We start from the raw sequence: 16,634 nt of genomic DNA on the forward strand, positions 1-16,634 counted from the left end.
CCTCTGGCCGGATCCGGTGCGCTCCACCGGCCGGGACGCCCCCGACCGGGACGCCCTCGACGCGCCGGGCGGCAGACCTCAGACGGTGAAGTCGCCGGCGCCGAACGGGCCGACCACGGCCAGCGACATCGGGCGGCTGAGCAGCTCGGCGGCGAGGACGTTCACGTCCTGCACGGTGACGTCGTCGACCCGGCGGAGCAGCTCGTCGACAGGCATCAGGTCGCCGTAGAGCAGCTCACCCTTGGCCAGTCGGCTCATCCGGGAACCGGTGTCCTCCAGGCCGAGCACGAACGCGCCCTTGCTCATCCCCTTGCCCCGCGCCACCTCGGCCTCGGTCAACCCGTCGGCGGCCACCCGGGCCAGCTCGGCGCGGGTCAGGGCCAGCACCTCGTCCACCTTGCCCGGCGCACAGCCGGCGTAGACGGCGAACAGGCCGGTGTCGGCGTACTGGCTGGCATAGGAGTAGACCGAGTACGCGAGGCCGCGCTGCTCGCGGATCTCCTGGAAGAGCCGGCTGGACATGCCGCCACCGAGCACGTTGTTGAGCACCCCGAGGGCGAAGCGCCGCTCGTCGAGGCGGTCGATGCCGGGGCAGCCGAGGATGATGTGCGCCTGCTCGGTCTCCTTCGGCTCCACAAGTGTGGTCGCCGGCTTGGTGCGTACCGCCGGGGTGGCCGCCCGGTGCGGCGCCGGCGTGGCCGGGTCGCTGTCCAGCGGAGTGCCCTTCACGGCCTGCCGGACCATCTTGACCACAGCGGCGTGGTCGAGGTTGCCGGCGGCGGCGATGACGATCTGCGGCGCGGTGTAGCGGCCCCGGTAGAAGCCCTGGATCTGCTTGCGGGTCATCGGCGTGACGGTCTCGGCGGTGCCGGAGATCAGCCGACCCAGCGGGTGGTCGCCGTAGACGGCCTGGACGAAGAGGTCGTGCACCTCGTCACCGGGCTCGTCGTCGTGCATGGCGATCTCTTCGAGGATCACGCCGCGCTCGGTCTCGACGTCGGCGGGCTCCAGCAGCGAGTCGGCGACCAGATCGCACATCACGTCGACCGCGAGCGGCAGGTCCTCGTCGAGCACGCGGGCGTAGTAGCAGGTGTATTCCTTCGTGGTGAACGCGTTCGTCTCACCACCCACCGCCTCGATCTGCGAGGAGATCTCCAGTGCGGTGCGCTTGTGGGTGCCCTTGAAGAGCAGGTGTTCGAGGAAGTGCGCGGCACCGGCCTGCGGGCCGCTCTCGTCCCGCGAGCCGACCGCCACCCAGACACCGAACGAGACACTGCGCATCGTCGGGATCGCCTCGGTGAGCACGCGCAGGCCGCTGGGCAGCACGGTACGTCGTACCGTGCCGCCCAGCGGGTCGTCGCTGAGCGTCCGGGTCACCGCGCGGGCGGTGCCGCCGGAGCGGCCCGCCCCATTGCCCCGGGACGCAGCCACCCCCCGTCGATCCGGTGGAAACGGCGCGCTGATGGCCCGACTCACGTCTTGCTCCCGGTTCGACGAGGGGTGGGTGATGCGATGGACGACGGTCAGCTGTGCCGGGTCCGGCGGCGCGGACGCTCGCCGCCCTCGCCGCCACCCTCGCCGCCGCCGTTGCCGCCCTCGCCGCCACGCTCCGGGCCACGGCCACCTCGGTCGCCGCCCCGGTCGCCGCCACGCTCGCGGTCGCCGCGGTCACGCGGACCCCGGTCGCCCCGGTCCCGACCAGCCGGCCGGTCGCCGCCGGCGGCCTCACCGGCGGCCGGAGCCTCGGTGCCCTCCGGGCGGACCTTGTCCAGGTAGATCTTGCCGCGGGCGTCGATGTCCGCGATCTCGACCTCGACCCGGTCACCGACGTTGAGGAAGTCCTCGACGCGCTCGACCCGCTTGCCGTCGCCCACCTTGGAGATGTGCAGCAGGCCGTCACGGCCCGGCAGCAGCGAGATGAACGCACCGAACGCGGCGGTCTTGACCACCGTGCCGAGGAACCGCTCGCCCTGCTTGGGCAGTGTCGGGTTGGCGATGCCGTTGATCCGGTCGACGGCCGCCTGGGCCGACGGGCCGTTGGTGGCGCCGACGTAGATCGTGCCGTCGTCCTCGATGGAGATCTCGGCGCCGGTCTCGTCCTGGATCGCGTTGATGGTCTGACCCTTCGGGCCGATCACCATGCCGATCTTGTCCACCGGGATCTTGACGGTGGTGACCCGCGGCGCGTAGTCCGACATCTCGGCCGGAGCCTCGATCGCGGCCTTCATGACGCCGAGGATGACCTGCCGGGCCTCGTTCGCCTGCTGCAACGCGGCGGCCAGCACGTCCGACGGGATGCCGTTGAGCTTGGTGTCGAGCTGGAGCGCGGTGACGAACTCCGGGGTGCCGGCGACCTTGAAGTCCATGTCACCGAACGCGTCCTCGGCACCGAGGATGTCGGTCAGCGTCACGTACTGGGTCTTGCCGTCCACCTCGTCGGAGATGAGCCCCATCGCGATGCCGGCGACCGGCGCCTTCAGCGGGACACCCGCGGAGAGCAGACCCAGCGTCGACGCGCAGACCGAACCCATCGAGGTGGAGCCGTTGGAGCCGAGCGCCTCGGAGACCTGCCGGATGGCGTACGGGAACTCCTCGCGCGACGGCAGCACCGGGATCAGCGCGCGCTCGGCGAGAGCGCCGTGGCCGATCTCGCGACGCTTCGGCGAGCCGACCCGGCCCGTCTCACCGGTCGAGTACGGCGGGAAGTTGTAGTTGTGCATGTAGCGCTTGCGGTTCTCCGGGGACAGCGTGTCCACCATCTGCTCCATCCGGAGCATGTTCAGAGTGGTGACGCCCAGGATCTGGGTCTCGCCCCGCTCGAACAGCGCCGAACCGTGCACCCGGGGCAGCACGCCGACCTCGGCGGTCAGCGCCCGGATGTCGCGCGGGCCACGCCCGTCCATGCGGACCTGCTCGCGCAGCACGCGGTTGCGCACCTCGGACTTGGTCAGCGACCGGAAGGCGGCGCTGAGCTCCTTCTCCCGGCCCTCGAACCGAGCGCCCAGCTCCTCGGCGACGCGGGCCTTGACCCGGTCCAGAGCCTCCTCGCGGTCGGCCTTGCCGGCGATGGTGATCGCCTCGGCCACCTCGCCGCGAGCCAGCTCGGAGACGGCGTCGTACACGTCATCCTGGTAGTCCAGGAAGACCGGGAACTCGGTGACCGGCTTGGCGGCGACCTCGGCCAGCTCGCTCTGCGCGCGGCACAGCTCACGGATCGCCGGCTTGGCGGCCTCCAGGCCGCTGGCGACGACCTCCTCGGTCGGGGCGGTGGCACCGGCCGAGATCAGGGCGACGGCGTTCGGGGTGGCCTCGGCCTCGACCATCATGATCGCGACGTCGCCGTCCTCGAGCGTGCGGCCGGCCACGACCATGTCGAAGGTGGCGCGGGCCAACTCCTCCAGGGTCGGGAAGGCGACCCACTGGCCGTCGATGTGGGCGACCCGGGTCGCACCGATCGGGCCGGAGAACGGCAGGCCGGACAGCTTGGTCGACATCGAGGCGGCGTTGATCGCCACGACGTCGTACGGGTGCTGCGGGTCGAGCGCGAGGATGGTCTCGACGACCTGGACCTCGTTGCGCAGGCCCTTCACGAAGGACGGGCGCAGCGGCCGGTCGATCAGCCGGCAGGTGAGGATGGCGTCCTCGCTGGGCCGACCCTCACGGCGGAAGAACGAGCCGGGGATGCGGCCCGCGGCGTACATCCGCTCCTCGACGTCGACGGTCAGCGGGAAGAAGTCGAACTGCTCCTTCGGGTGCTTACCGGCGGTGGTGGCGGAGAGAACGACCGTCTCGCCCAGCTGGGCGATGACGGAACCGGCGGCCTGGCGAGCCAGCCGGCCGGTGGAGAAGGTGATCTCGCGGGTGCCGAAGGACCCGTTGTCGATCACGGCGGTGCGGGATTCGGTGCCGAGTTTGGTCTCGGTCATGTGCTGTCGTGCTCCTTCGCGTCGTGGGCCCACGACATCGGGGAGCTGCTCAGCCGGCCGGTCTTCGATCGAAGCGCCCGGGTGGCCGGCGTGATGCCGGGTTCCCGGGGGCCACTACCGGAGACCGGTACGCTGACCGGCTCCCTCTCGGGTGGTCGCGCGGCCCGTGTTTCTTTCAGGTGGGACGCCGTACGGGGGAGCAGCCGAGCGGCCACTCCCCCGTCACGTCACCGGCGCAGGCCGAGCCGCTCGATGAGCGACCGGTAGCGGGCAATGTCCTTCTTCTGCACGTAGTTGAGCAGCCGACGGCGACGGCCGACCAGCAGCAGCAGCCCACGGCGGCTGTGGTGGTCGTGCTTGTGCACCTTCAGGTGCTCGGTCAGCTCGGCGATCCGCTTGGTGAGGACCGCGACCTGGACCTCCGGCGAACCGGTGTCGCCCTCGGCGGTCGCGTACTCCGCGCGGATGCTGGCCTTGGCTTCCTGGTCGAGCGCCATGTTCTCCCTGTTTCGATGGGTTGATCAAGTAGGTGTCCGTCGTCCCGATGGACCGGGAACGGACCGGTACCTCGCACCCGCGGCGTCGAGCAGGCACGCGAGGCCCCACGCCGGTCACCCGACGTTTTGCGCAAGACTACCAGCACTCGCCGGTAACACCCGGCGAAGGGCCTTGGCGGGGCCTCGTCAACCCACGACGATCAGGCCAGCGCGCGCCGGGTGCGCTCGACGTCCTGGTTCATCTGGGTGATCAACGGTTCGATCGAGTCGTACCGGATCTGACCGCGCAGGTGCGCCACGAAGTCCAGGGCCAACCGCTCGCCGTACAGGTCGCCGGAGAAGTCCAGCGCGTACGCCTCCACCCGCCGCTCCCGCCCGGAGAAGGTCGGGTTGGTGCCCACCGACACGGCCGCCAGCAGCGGCTCGTGCTGCCCGCGACGGATCAGCCGGGCGGCGTACACCCCGTCGGCCGGGACCGCCGCGTACCGGTGGCAGAGCAGGTTGGCGGTGGGGAAGCCCAGCTCCCGCCCCCGCTGGTCGCCGCGGACCACGACGCCCTCCACCCGGTGTGGGCGGCCGAGCGCGGCGGCGGCCGCGCCGACGTCACCCGCGTCGACGCAGGAGCGGATGTACGTGGAGGAGAAGACGGTGCCGTCCTCGATGACCAGCGGGCTGCCCTCCACCGCGAAGCCGAAGGTCTGCCCGAGCCGCTCCAGCAGCGCCACGTCACCGGCCGCCCGGTGCCCGAACCGGAAGTTGCCGCCGACCACCACGAGCGCGCTGTGCAGGTGCTCGACCAGGACGTCGTGCACGAACTGTTCGGCCGGCAGCCGGGAGAACTCCGGAGTGAACGGCACCACACAGAGCACGTCCACGCCGAGTTGCTCGATCAGCTCGGCCTTGCGGGCCTGCTCGGTGAGCACCGCCGGATGCGAACCGGGGCGGACCACCTCGGCCGGGTGCGGGTCGAAGGTGACCACCACCGACTGCACGCCCAACTCCCGGGCTCGGGCCACCGTGTGCCCGATCGTCGCCTGGTGCCCCTTGTGCACGCCGTCGAAGACGCCGATGGTGACGACCGAGCGTCCCCACCCACCGGGCGCCGCGTCGTAACCCCGCCACCGCTGCATGCCGTTCCTCTCTGGTGTCCCCAAGACCGCCGGCCGGGCCGGCGGGCCTGCCTTCCGACCCGTCAGGCCGGGGCGAGCACGATCTCCGCCCGGGCCCGCCCGTCCCGCTCGCTGACGATAGCGATCAGACCGCCCGCCGGCCCGAAGACGGCGTACGGCCCGGTGAGGCCGGCCGGGTCCAGTGGCCCGCCGTGGGCGAGCACCTTCGCCTCCTCGGGAGTGGCCTCCCGGCGCGGGAAGAACCGGTCGGCCGCCGCGTCCAGCGGCAGGTTCACCACGTCCGGGACGCGCTGTTCCAACTCGTCGAGGGTGGCCGCCTCGGCCAGGGTGAAGCCGCCGACCGCGGTGCGCCGCAGGGCCGTCAGGTGGCCACCGACACCGAGCGCCAGGCCCGCGTCGCGGGCGATGGCCCGGATGTACGTGCCGGAGGAGCAGGTCACGTCCACGTCGACGTCCACCACGTCCGGCTCGGTGCGGCGGATCGCGAGCACCTCCAGGCGGGAGATGGTGACCCGCCGCGCGGGCAGCTCGACGCTCTCCCCGTCGCGGACCCGCTTGTACGCCCGCTGCCCGTCGATCTTGATGGCGCTGACCGCGCTCGGCACCTGGTCCACCTCACCGCTGAGCGCGGACAGCGCCGAGGAGATCGCGTCGTCGGTGACCAGGCCGGCCGGGGTGGTGGCGATCACGTCGCCCTCGGCGTCGTCGGTGACGGTGGCCTGCCCGAGCCGGATGGTGCCGGCGTAGCTCTTGCCGGCGCCGATCACGTAGGTCAGCAGCCGGGTGGCCCGGCCCACACCGATCACCAGCACACCGGTGGCCATCGGGTCGAGGGTGCCGCCGTGCCCGACCCGCCGCGTCTTGGCCAGCCGGCGGATCCGCGCCACCACGTCGTGCGACGTCATGCCGCCGGGCTTGTCGACAACGATCAGACCATCGGTGCTCACGTCGGCCAAGCCTGCCAGATGGCCCGCGCCCGGGAGTGCGTGGGCGGGCCCGGCGTGGCCTGAGCCGGTTCGTCGGGACAGGGCGTCCGTTCGGCGGGCAGCAGACCGACCCCTGCGGATGCGAAGATCACCCGCCCGCTGTCGCCGCCTTGGAATCAGGATCGCCGATGACCTCCGACCGACCTCCGGCCCACGAGCACCGCGCTCGCGTCGACCTGCCGCGGTGGATGCGGGATCCGACGCCGGAGCGGCGGACCCCGGCGCGCTACCTCGACGACCTGATCGAGGGCTCGCCGGCACTCCGGGCCGCCCGCCGGACGGTGTGGCACTGGCGCGGCCGGACCAGATGGAGCGAGTCGCATCCGAACGTCGTCGCCGTGCTGTCGTTCGTCGTCGCCGCGATCCTCGGGACCGCCCTGGTGACGGGCGCCTACTATCTGCTCGCGCTGGCCACCAGCGGCGACTACTGACGGAGGACCGATGGAGAACACGCCACCGGGCGAGCCCACACCGACGGGCACGCCCGATCCGCCAGCGCCGCGCACACCGGTCGCGGAGGTCAACCCGGTGCGGCTACCGGAGTGGATGCGGTCGTCGCAGACCGAGCACCAGCCCATCGGATGGGACCGAGTCCGCTTCTTCTCAGCCCGGCACAACGGGGCGGTGCTGCTCGGCCTCGGCCTGGTGCTGACCCTGCTGATGGTCGCCGGCGGGGTGGTGTTGGTGGGTAGGGTCGCCGACGGTGTCCGCGTGGCCGCCTCGGCGAGCCCCACGCCGAGCCCCACCCTGCCGGTCAGCCGGGTCGGTGAGCCACAAGACCTGTTCGCGGGCTCGCCGGCGGCCTCCTTCGCGCCGGGTGCGGAGGCCGTGCGAATGCCGGCCGCCAAGGGCACCGGGCCGTTCACCGCCGCCCAGGTGCGGACCGCGCTGGAGTCGGTACGCGAGGCGTTGATCCAGAGCCGGCTCGACACCTCGATGTTCATGGGTGATCCGGAGCCGTTCCTGAAGCTGCTCGCCCCGGACGTTCGCGAGCGGCTCCGGACGGACTTCACCAGCAACGCCTTCCTGCGGTACGCGACCCGGATGGCGTCGCCGTCGGACTGGGAGCCCGGCACCCGGGCCGACGGCCGGGTCAGTTACCGGGCCACCGAGGCGAGCGGCATCCGGCTGCTGGAGGTGTCCACGGAGTTCGTGTGGGCGTACCCGTTCGAGGTGGACCGGCGGGCGCCCGCCGGCGCCGGCCTGGTGGCGTTCCGCGACCGCGTGGTGTGGCAGGTGCCGCACCCGGACGACGTGCCGGCCTCCGCTCGGGGCCTCTGGATCGCCTCGGCGAAGGCAGTGACCTGGAACGCCGAGTGCGCCCAACTCACTCAGGGCTGGGTGCAGGTGCGGTCCTGGGTGGCCGGCGTGCACCGGGAACAGCTACCGGCTGGCGACCCGGGCACCATCTTCGACCTCGACGCGCCCGCGCCGACCAACACGCGCTGCTGACCGGCCGGCCCGGCGCCCCGGTCAGCGGACCGCTCCGGTCACCGCCCAGCCGCCGCTGCGCAGGCGCAGCAGCAGGGCGACCAGCCGGATCACCACGAACAGGGTGAGCCCGGCCCAGATGCCGCCCAGCCCGAGGTCGAGGGCGTACGTCAGCCAGATCGCCGGCAGGAAACCGCCGAGCGCCGCCACGATGGTGAGGTTGCGCAGGTAACGCACGTCCCCCGCGCCGATCAGCACACCGTCGAGGGCGAACACCACCCCGGCCAGCGGCAGCATGAGGACGAACCACGGCCAGGCCGTCAGGGCCTGTGCGCGTACCCCGGCATCGGAGCTGAACCACGACGGAACGACGCCGGCGCCGGCGGCGACGAGCAGCGCGAAGCCGATGCCGCAGATGCCGCCGAGCAGCCCGATCCGGCGGGCGAGCGCCCGCGCGCCCGCGTCGTCGCCGGCGCCGAGCGCGGCCCCGACCAGCGACTGCGCGGCGATCGCGAGGGCGTCGAGCACCAACGCGGTGAAGAACCAGAGTTGCAGAGCGATCTGGTGGGCACCGACGGCGGCGGCACCGAACCGGGCGGCGACGGCGGTCGCCGAGAGGAAGCTGGCCTGGAACGCCAGCCCACGGATCAGCAGGTCCCGGCTGAGCACCAACTGCTGGCGGATCACCCGGGGCCGGGGCCGCAGCGACACCCGCTCGGCGACCAGCGCCGCGGCGAAGAGCGTCCCGCAGAGCGTCTGCGTGGCGACGTTCGCCACCGCCGAACCGACCAGACCCAGCCCGCCGGGATAGACGAGCAGCGGGCAGAGCAGCGCGGAGAGCAGGTTGGGGCCGAGCACGAAGAACAGCGGGCGGCGGGTGTCCTGCACGCCGCGCAGCCAGCCGTTGCCGGCCGCGGCGAGCAGCAGGCCGGGGGCGCCGAGGGCCGCGATCCGCAGCCACTGGGCGGCGGCGTCGGCCACGTCGCCGGCACCACCGGCGAGGGTACGCGCGAGCGCTCCCCCACCGACCTGCATGCCGATCGCGATCAGCAGACCGACACCGAACGCCAGCCAGGACGACTGGACTCCCTCGGCCACCGCGGCGGCCCGGTCACCCGCACCGAAGCGGCGGGCCGAGCGCCCGGTGGTGCCGTACGCGACGACGGTGCCCACCCAGGCGGTGAGCGTCATCACCGTGCCGCCGACGGCGAGCGCGGCGAGCGGCACCCGACCGAGGTGGCCGACCACCGCCGTGTCGACAAGCACGTAGAGCGGCTCGGCGGCGAGCACCACGAGCGCCGGCAGGGCGAGCGCGGCGATCCGCCGCGGCGAGGCGGGTCGGTGAGCGGTGGCGGCGTGGTTCATCGCCGCCGATCCTGGCATGGCTACGGTAAGGAGCACAAGACTGCTGGCGACTTACGGACCCACCTCTCGACCGACCCGGCGGATGGCACAGGGGATCGAGGCCGGGACGCGCTCCCTGTCGCCGGCATCCCGGTTTGCGGCGCTCACTACCCTGTCCGAGGCCCCCACGCGGGGGGCACCACGACAGCGATGGGCCTTATGACAGTGAGCGACAGTTATCCTTCGCCCGACCCGAACGTCACCCCCTGGAGCGGCCCCCCGGCCCCGCAGCAGGGTGGCTACCCGCCGTACGGACAGCCACCACCCCAGCCGTACTACGGCACACCACCGCCGCCGGCGCCGGCGCCGAACAGGGGCCTGATCATCGGGCTGGTCGCCGGCGCGGTGGTCGTCATACTCGCCATCTGCGGCGCGGGAATCGGCATCCTTGTCGCCTACGGTGGCGACGAGTCCGAACGGGGCACGTCCTCCACCCCCACTCCCGGCACCGGCAGCACTCCGGGCCCGGGGGCCGCCCCCACGCCGGGGCAGGCGGATCAGCCGAACAACAACTCGATGACCGCCCGCTACTCCAGCGACCTGGCGAACGTCTGCGAAGGCAGCCCGATCCTGAACGCGGCACCCTACGGTGGCCCGGTCGGCGCCAAGGCGTACACGTTCTCGAACAACCCCGACCGGCCGACGTCCTGGTCGTCGACGTACGTCCGGTCGGACAAGTCCTACTACGCCAAGGGCGCGGACTACCAGAAGGTGTCGGTGGTCGGCTGCCTGAAGTTCGTCGAGGGCAGCCAGGGCGCCCCGAAGAAGTGTCAGTACCGGGACAACGCGGAGAAGCAGGTCAGCGTCGACTACGTCTCGTCGCGCTACACACTGACCTTCTACGCGGCCAGGACCGCCGAGAAGATCGGCGACGGCGGCACAGTGACCGCCCCGACGAACAGGTGCCCGAGTTTCATCTCGTACGACAAGACCACAATGCGGGCGTACGCGGCACCCGACTCCGGCACCATCGAGGCGGCCCTGGACACGTTCCTGTCCTGAACGACTCGGCCCCCACTGGTGGCCGGACGGTGACGCCGTCGGCGCGACGCATCGACGGCGTCACCACCTGTCGAGATGAGTCACTGCCGGGTGTCCATCGACGTCTGCAGCGCGCGGCGGGCCTGCTCGCGGGCGTCGTCGGTGGTCGTCTCGGGCTTGGGCTTGGTCGGCATGGTGGTGGTCCTTCCAGGGCGCGGGCCACCGACCCTGCGGCAGCCCTTCACGGGCGGTCGTGCTGAGCGCCCACGGCGGTCCGGGATTACCGGAGCAGCCGGCTGGGCAGCGTGAGCCCGGGTCGATCCGACCCTGAAGGGAGGCGGCACGAGGTGTGGCACCACCACCCATGACCTGCGCCGCTACGCGACGCCGGCCTCCTCCCAAGTTATCGTTCAGGTTCACATGCTGCGCTCGTTTCCCGCCATTTGGACGGGCGGCAACCCGGCTCAGCGGGCCAGGAAGTGCCAGCCCAGCCACCACCAGAACCCGAACAGACCGATTCGGCCCACCGGCACCGGGCCGACCTCGTACCGCATCACGTACGCGCAGACCTCGCCCAGTGTGGGAATGCGGGAACCCTCCCGCCGGGCCATCCACTCGACCACCGCGAAGAGCGCCAACGCGGTGAGGAAACCGCCGATCGCGAGCGCCCGCATCATCGCCGCACCAGCCCCCAGAAGGCGGCCAGCCAGGCGAACCACGCCGCAGAGCGGGTCAGCTGGTCCTCCAGGAGAGGATCGGCCAGCCGGGAGAAGGTGGGGAAGTCGTCACCGACGGCAAGCACGAAGGTCACACCCTCGAAGACGCCGAAGACCACCACCGGCACCGCCCACCAGACCGCCCCCGAGCCCAGCCGGCGCGGCGCCGGTCGACGAGGCACCCGATTGCTCAGACCGAGCCAGATCAGCACGCCACCGGTACCGAGGGTGAACAGATTGGCCTCGGTGGAGAAGGACGCGAACCGGCCGCCGACGAGCGACAGACAGACGAGGACGGGAACGGAGACGGCGGGCCGGTCCCAGGCACGGGGGGCCTCCACGGTGAGATCGTGCGGCTGCTCCATCCCGCGATTCTTCCCGCTATCACGGAGCGCCGGAAGACCAACACTCCCCGGAGCTGACCCTGATCTTCCGGACCGGGCGAGCGACGGCAGCCGTAGGAGGGCGTCAGCCGATCAACGCCGCGTCCAACTGACCGCGAATCGACTCGATCACCTGCTCTGCGGTGCCCCGACCGGTGAACCCGGCCGCGAACGTGTGACCACCACCGCCCAGCGCGACAGCGACCCGACTGACGTCCACCGCACCCTTGCTGCGCATCGACACCGCCCACTCGGCGGGCCTGGTCTGCTTCACCACGCACGCCACATCCGCCTCGGCGGTACACCGCACCGAGTCGATGAGCGCCTCCAGCACGTACGGACGCTGGTCGTGCCGGGCCAGGTCGTCAAGCGTGGCGAAGGTCCAGACAAAACCTCGACCGCCAGCAGCCGACGGCTCCAGCCGGGCCCGGCCGAGCACCTCACCGAAGAGCCGTACCGCCCCGAACGGGCGGGTGTCGAAGACCCGCCGGGAGATGTCACCGGGTGAGATGCCGGTCGCCAGCAACCGGGCAGCCATCTGGTGCACCGCCGGGGTGGTCGCCGCGAACCGGAACGACCCGGTATCCGTGGTCAGTGCCACGTAGAGGCACTCCGCGATGGCCGGATCCACCACGACCCCGAGCCGGGCCAGCAGTTGCTCCGCCACCACCGACGTCGCCGCGGCGCCCGGGTCCACCAGGTTGACAGTGCCGAAGCCGGAGTTCGAGGCGTGGTGATCGAGCACCAGCGCCGCACCCGCCGACGACAACCGCCCGGCCAGCTCACCGAGGCGCGACTCGCTCGCCGCGTCGAAGCAGATCACCAGGTCCGGTGCCGGGTCGGCGGCGTCCGCCGGGACCAGCAGGTCCAGCCCGGGCAGCCCCCGGAACGGCTCGGGCACCTCCGGTGGCCCGGGGAACGTCGCCTGCACCTCGCGGACGCCGAACTGCCGCAGACCCAGACCGAAGCCGAGCATGCTGCCCAGCGCGTCGCCGTCCGGGTTGACGTGGCAGATCAGCAGCACCCGGGCGTTCGACGGGAGAGCCCGCACCAGCGCCTCGGCGGCAGCCCAGTCCGTCTCGGCGGGGCCGACCTCGGCCGCCCCGGCGAGCGGGACGCTGGCGGTGCTGGTCACCGCGTTTCCCCACCCCGCGGGGCCCCCGTGACGTCAGTGGCCGCTTCCGCCTCGTCACCCTCGTCCGTCTCGTCGTCGACCCGGTACGGCTGCGCCTCGCCCGCGTACTTCGCCTGGGCGGCGAGCCGCTGCACCTCCGCGTCGGCGTTGCGCGCGGCGGCGAGCAGGTCGTCGATGTGCTTGACCTGGTCCTGCACGTCGTCCAGGACGAACGTGAGGGTCGGCGAGTGCCGCAGCCCGAGGGCCTTGCCGACGGTGCTGCGCAGCAGCCCCTTGGCGCTCTCCAGCGCCGCCGCGGTGTCGGCCTGGGCCACCGCGTCACCGAGCACCGTGTAGAACACCGTCGCGTCCCGCAGATCCGCGGTGATCCGGGCGTCGGTGATGGTGATCATCCCAAGCCGCGGGTCCTTGATCTGGCTCCGCACCACCGACGCGACCAGCTCACGCACCCGTTCCGCGTGCCGGCGTACCTTGGCCGGATCAGACATCTCGCCACCTCCACGGCGTCCTGCTCCCGGTCGGTCGGCGACCCGGGGCCGCCGGCCGACCGGCCAACATCTCGAACACTACCTTCGCGGCCGCACCGGTCGCCCGGCACAGCCGGCTCCGGGGTCAGTCGTCGTCCACGCCGTACAACCGGCGCCGGACCGACAGCAGCTCGACCTCGGGGCGACCGGCCACCAGGCGCTCACAGGAGTCGAGCACCTCGCGGACGTGCGCCGTCTCGGCGGCCACCACGGCCACCGCCAGTTGCGCTCGACCGTGCAGGTCGAGCGCTCCCACCTCGGCAGCCGACACCTCGAAGCGGCGCAGCGCCGCCACGATCGGCCGTACGTATGATCTCTTGGCTTTGAGCGACCTGGAGTCGCCCGGCAGCAGCAGGTCGAAGACCGCGGTTCCGGTGAACATCGCCCCGGACGATACCGCCAACCCACCCCGCATGATCAAGGGGTTTACGCCGTCCGGCGTAAACCCCTTGATCAGCGTGTCACTGCCGGATCAGGCGCGAACCTTCTCCCGCATCTCGAAGGTCTCGATGACGTCGCCGACCTGGACGTTGTTGTAACCACCCAGGGTCAGACCACACTCGAAGCCCTCGCGGACCTCGGTGGCGTCGTCCTTGAACCGCTTGAGCGAAGTGATCGTGAGGTTGTCCGCCACGACCGTCCCGTCCCGAAGCAGTCGAGCCTTCGCGTTGCGTCGGATGACGCCCGACCGGACGATGCAACCGGAGATGTTGCCGATCTTGGACGAGCGGAAGACGTCGCGGATCTCCGCGCTGCCCAGCTCGGCCTCCTCGTACTCCGGCTTGAGCAGGCCCTTGAGCGCCGCCTCGATCTCCTCGATGGCCTGGTAGATGACTGTGTAATACCGGATCTCCACGCCCTCGCGGTCGGCCATCTCACGGACCTTGTTGGAGGCCCGCACGTTGAAGCCGATGATCGTGACCGGCTCGGACGAGGCACTCGCGAGCATGACGTTGCTCTCGGTGATCGCGCCGACGCCCCGGTCGAGGACCTTGAGCTGGACCTCCTCGGGGATGTCGAGGTTGAACAGCGCGTCCTCCAGGGCCTCCACCGAACCGGAGACATCGCCCTTGAGGATGAGGTTGAGCGACGTCTTCTCGCCCTCCTTGAGCTGCTCCATGAGCGTCTCAAGAGTGGCCCGACCACGGGAGTTGGCGAATGCCGCCGCCCGCCGCCGCGCCTGGCGCTGCTCGGCGATCTGCCGCACGGTGCGGTCGTCCGCCGCGGCGAGGAACGTGTCACCCGCGCCGGGCGGCGCGGTCAGACCCAGAACCATGACCGGACGCGCCGGCCCAGCCTCGGAGAGCTGGTTGCCGTTCTCGTCGAGCATGGCCCGGACCCGGCCGTGGGCCCCACCGGCGACGATCGAGTCGCCAGCCCGCAGGGTGCCCTTCTGCACGAGCACCGTCGCCACCGCACCGCGGCCCTTGTCCAGGTGCGCCTCGATGGCCACACCCTGCGCCGGCCCGTCGATCGGAGCGGTCAGCTCCAGCGACGCGTCGGCGGTCAGCAGGACGGCCTCGAGCAACTCCTCGATGCCGATCCCGGGCTTCGCGGCCACGTTGACGAACATGGTGTCGCCGCCGTACTCCTCGGCGACCAGGCCGTACTCGGTCAACTGCTGGCGGACCTTGTCCGGGTTGGCCTCCGGCTTGTCGACCTTGTTGACCGCGACCACGATCGGCACGTCGGCCGCCTTGGCGTGGTTCAACGCCTCGATGGTCTGCGGCATCACGCCGTCGTCGGCCGCGACCACCAGGATCACGATGTCCGTCACCTGGGCACCACGAGCACGCATGGCGGTGAACGCCTCGTGACCCGGGGTGTCGATGAAGGTCACCGCGCGGTCCACACCATCGTGCGGAACGTGCACCTGGTACGCACCGATGTGCTGGGTGATGCCACCCGCCTCACCAGCGACGACGTTCGCCTTGCGGATCGCGTCGAGCAGCTTGGTCTTACCGTGGTCGACGTGACCCATGACGGTCACCACCGGCGCACGGCTGACCAGACGCTCCTCGGCCACCTCCGCGTCGAGGTCGATGTTGAACTGCGCGAGCAGCTCGCGGTCCTCGTCCTCCGGGCTGACGATCTGGATGTCGAAGCCCAGGTGCTCACCCAGCAGTTGCAGGGTGTCGTCAGAGCAGGACTGGGTCGCGGTGACCATCTCGCCCAGGTTGAACATCTCCTGGACCAGCGAACCCGGGTTGGCGTTGATCTTGTCAGCGAAGTCCGACAGAGAGGCGCCACGGGAGAGCCTGACGACCTGACCCTGACCCCGGGGAGCACCCGAGCTCATGGTCGGAGCCGACAGGTTGTCGAACTCCTGTCTGCGCTGCTTCTTGGACTTGCGACCGCGCGTCGGCCGACCACCCGGACGCCCGAAGGCACCCGCGGCGCCGCCGCCACGGCCACGACCACCCGCACCCGGACGACCGCCGCCACCGGAGGGAGCACCCGGACGGAAACCGCCACCGGGAGCACCGCCACCGCCGCCGGGACCGCCACGGTAACCACCGCCACCGCCGGCACCCGCGCCGCCACCAGGGCCGCCGCGGTAACCGCCACCGCCACCGGCGCCACCGCCGGGACCGCCACGGAAGCCACCGCCGCCGCCACCGGGACGACCGGCACCGCCACCACCGGGGCGACCAGCGCCACCGGGACCGGGGCGACCAGCAGCCGGACGCTGGCTCGGCATGGACGCCGGGCTGGGCCGCGGCGGCATGGAGTTGGGGCTCGGCCGCGGCGGCATGCCCGCCGGGCTGTTGGGCCGGGGGCCACCCGCGCCGGCGGCCGGGGGCCGCTGCTGCTGGCCACCCTGGATGCCGAACGGGTTGTTACCGGCGCCACGCGCCGGCGGACGACCACCGGGCCGGGCACCCGGACCGGGAGCCGGCGTGCTCGGACGAGCGGCCGGCGAACCGGGACGGGGCGGCATCGCCGCGGGACCCGGCCGAGGACCGGGACGGTTGCCGCCGTCGGCCGGAGGCTCCCGGCGAACGGGGTTGTCCCGCTGCTGCTGGCGGGCGGCCTGCGCGGCCTTGACCGCGGCCTCCTGCTCAGCCTTCAGCGCGGCGGCGCGCGCCTCGGCGGCCGCCACTTCGATGTCGTGGGCACTCGCCGGCTTGGCGACCGGAGCCGCGGGCTGCGGTGCGGCGGGCACCGGGCCCTTCGGCTTCGGGCCGGGCGCCGGCGCGGCCGGCCGCCGAGGCGGCATCGGCTTGGCCGAGACCCGGGGCGCGCCCGGGGTCGGGGACAGCGTCGGGGTCGGGTTGGAAGCCGGCGTCGGCGCGGGCGCCGACGGGGCGGCCGGTGCCGGAGCACCGGCGGACGCGACGAATGCGTTACGCAGCCGTCGGGCGACGGGCGCCTCGACGGTGCTGGACGCGGACTTCACGAACTCGCCCATTTCCTTCAGCTTGGCGAGAACGGTCTTACTCTCGACCCCGAGCTCTTTTGCAAGCTCGTGAACGCGGGCCTTGCCTGCCACTGCACTCCTCACTCCGAGGTCGTGC

Annotated in this window: 15 protein-coding genes; 3 read left to right on the forward strand and 12 right to left on the reverse strand. The window is 71.9% G+C overall.

From position 1 onward, the window contains the following. Window positions 1–78 precede the first annotated feature (78 nt). The 5 genes from AB0A95_RS02065 to truB all read right to left on the reverse strand — a co-directional run bounded on the left by AB0A95_RS02065 (window position 79) and on the right by truB (window position 6,500). Window positions 79–1,476 (reverse strand): pitrilysin family protein, encoded by a 1,398-nt coding sequence (locus tag AB0A95_RS02065; RefSeq protein ID WP_357553729.1) that lies wholly within the window; start codon window positions 1,474–1,476, stop codon window positions 79–81. Window positions 1,477–1,523: 47 nt separating this feature from the next. Next, window positions 1,524–3,926, reverse strand: a complete 2,403-nt coding sequence (locus AB0A95_RS02070) for a polyribonucleotide nucleotidyltransferase (protein WP_357553730.1) — start codon at window positions 3,924–3,926, stop codon at window positions 1,524–1,526. 227 nt (window positions 3,927–4,153) lie between these two features. Further along, window positions 4,154–4,423, reverse strand: a complete 270-nt coding sequence (gene rpsO, locus AB0A95_RS02075) for a 30S ribosomal protein S15 (RefSeq protein WP_030337594.1) — start codon at window positions 4,421–4,423, stop codon at window positions 4,154–4,156. 200 nt (window positions 4,424–4,623) lie between these two features. Beyond that, window positions 4,624–5,553, reverse strand: coding sequence for a bifunctional riboflavin kinase/FAD synthetase (locus AB0A95_RS02080; protein WP_357553731.1), 930 nt, complete (start codon window positions 5,551–5,553; stop codon window positions 4,624–4,626). 62 nt (window positions 5,554–5,615) lie between these two features. Continuing rightward, window positions 5,616–6,500: a tRNA pseudouridine(55) synthase TruB gene (gene truB / locus AB0A95_RS02085; RefSeq protein WP_357553732.1), complete on the reverse strand. Its 885-nt coding sequence runs from the start codon at window positions 6,498–6,500 to the stop codon at window positions 5,616–5,618. A 167-nt stretch (window positions 6,501–6,667) separates the two neighbouring features. On the opposite strand from truB, the gene AB0A95_RS02090 reads away from it, so the two are divergent. Both AB0A95_RS02090 and AB0A95_RS02095 read left to right on the forward strand, forming a co-directional pair. Beyond that, window positions 6,668–6,970: a hypothetical protein gene (locus AB0A95_RS02090; protein WP_357553733.1), complete on the forward strand. Its 303-nt coding sequence runs from the start codon at window positions 6,668–6,670 to the stop codon at window positions 6,968–6,970. A gap of 10 nt (window positions 6,971–6,980) precedes the next feature. After that, a complete protein-coding gene (locus tag AB0A95_RS02095) occupies window positions 6,981–7,991 on the forward strand; it encodes a hypothetical protein (RefSeq protein WP_357553734.1) in 1,011 nt (336 codons plus the stop codon). Between the two features lie 21 nt (window positions 7,992–8,012). Here the strand turns inward: AB0A95_RS02095 and AB0A95_RS02100 are convergent, their stop codons facing one another. After that, window positions 8,013–9,335, reverse strand: a complete 1,323-nt coding sequence (locus tag AB0A95_RS02100; protein WP_357553735.1) for an MATE family efflux transporter — start codon at window positions 9,333–9,335, stop codon at window positions 8,013–8,015. A 198-nt stretch (window positions 9,336–9,533) separates the two neighbouring features. Here AB0A95_RS02100 and AB0A95_RS02105 point away from each other — a divergent pair, with 198 nt between their 5' ends. Then, a complete protein-coding gene (locus tag AB0A95_RS02105; protein WP_357553736.1) occupies window positions 9,534–10,376 on the forward strand; it encodes a hypothetical protein in 843 nt (280 codons plus the stop codon). A 443-nt stretch (window positions 10,377–10,819) separates the two neighbouring features. Here the strand turns inward: AB0A95_RS02105 and AB0A95_RS02110 are convergent, their stop codons facing one another. From AB0A95_RS02110 to infB, 6 genes are all read right to left on the reverse strand, one after another. Then, window positions 10,820–11,029: a DUF6186 family protein gene (locus AB0A95_RS02110; RefSeq protein WP_203151123.1), complete on the reverse strand. Its 210-nt coding sequence runs from the start codon at window positions 11,027–11,029 to the stop codon at window positions 10,820–10,822. Further along, entirely contained in the window at window positions 11,029–11,436 is a 408-nt protein-coding gene (locus tag AB0A95_RS02115) for a hypothetical protein (RefSeq protein ID WP_357553737.1), read from the reverse strand. Before AB0A95_RS02115 ends, AB0A95_RS02110 begins: the two co-directional genes overlap by 1 nt. A 103-nt stretch (window positions 11,437–11,539) precedes the next feature. After that, window positions 11,540–12,589, reverse strand: coding sequence for a bifunctional oligoribonuclease/PAP phosphatase NrnA (locus AB0A95_RS02120; RefSeq protein WP_357553738.1), 1,050 nt, complete (start codon window positions 12,587–12,589; stop codon window positions 11,540–11,542). After that, on the reverse strand, window positions 12,586–13,077 hold the full coding sequence (gene rbfA, locus AB0A95_RS02125; RefSeq protein ID WP_357553739.1) for a 30S ribosome-binding factor RbfA: 492 nt from the start codon (window positions 13,075–13,077) through the stop codon (window positions 12,586–12,588). Before rbfA ends, AB0A95_RS02120 begins: the two co-directional genes overlap by 4 nt. A 124-nt stretch (window positions 13,078–13,201) precedes the next feature. Further along, on the reverse strand, window positions 13,202–13,498 hold the full coding sequence (locus tag AB0A95_RS02130; RefSeq protein ID WP_030489481.1) for a DUF503 domain-containing protein: 297 nt from the start codon (window positions 13,496–13,498) through the stop codon (window positions 13,202–13,204). A gap of 90 nt (window positions 13,499–13,588) precedes the next feature. Continuing rightward, on the reverse strand, window positions 13,589–16,609 hold the full coding sequence (infB, locus tag AB0A95_RS02135) for a translation initiation factor IF-2 (protein ID WP_357553740.1): 3,021 nt from the start codon (window positions 16,607–16,609) through the stop codon (window positions 13,589–13,591). Window positions 16,610–16,634: the final 25 nt, after the last annotated feature.

It is taken from the genome of Micromonospora sp. NPDC049230, from assembly GCF_040647875.1.
In the GTDB taxonomy this organism is placed as follows: domain Bacteria; phylum Actinomycetota; class Actinomycetes; order Mycobacteriales; family Micromonosporaceae; genus Micromonospora.